At 75.5% G+C, this 453-nt stretch carries 1 protein-coding gene; it reads right to left on the bottom strand.

Features of this window, described 5'->3' with window-relative positions:
* Nucleotides 1-453: MFS transporter (locus MLGJGCBP_RS43920; protein WP_160104001.1), on the bottom strand; the 453-nt coding region annotated here is incomplete at both ends.

Raw genomic sequence — 453 nt, forward strand, 5'->3', positions numbered from 1 at the left:
CGAGGGCGCAGGCGCCGCTGACGGCGGCGGCCGCCCAGACGGCGGCGTGCATGCCCATCAGGTCGGCGACGATGCCGCCGGCGATGGCGCCGACGGCGTAGCCGCTGTCGCGCCAGACCCGGTAGATCCCGACGGCGCGGCCGCGCCAGGCCGGGTGCGCGACGTCGCCGATCACGGCGAGCAGGGTGGGGTAGACCATGGCGGTGCCGGCTCCGAGCAGCACAGTGCCTGCGGCCCACCCGAGGAAGGCGTCTGAGGCGGCGATCAGGGCGAGGGCGGCAGCTTGCAGGGCCATGCCGGCGGTGATCAGGTGTTTGCGGCCGATGCGGTCGGACAGGGCGCCGGTGACCAACTGGCCGGCGCCCCACACGCCGGGGTAGAGGGCGAACAGCAGCCCGATCTGGCCGGCGCCCAGGTCGGCGGTGGCGAACAGCAGCGGGAACAGGCCCCAGG

Source organism: Rhodococcus sp. T7 (assembly GCF_009872365.1).
Taxonomy (GTDB): Bacteria; Actinomycetota; Actinomycetes; order Mycobacteriales; family Mycobacteriaceae; genus Rhodococcus_F.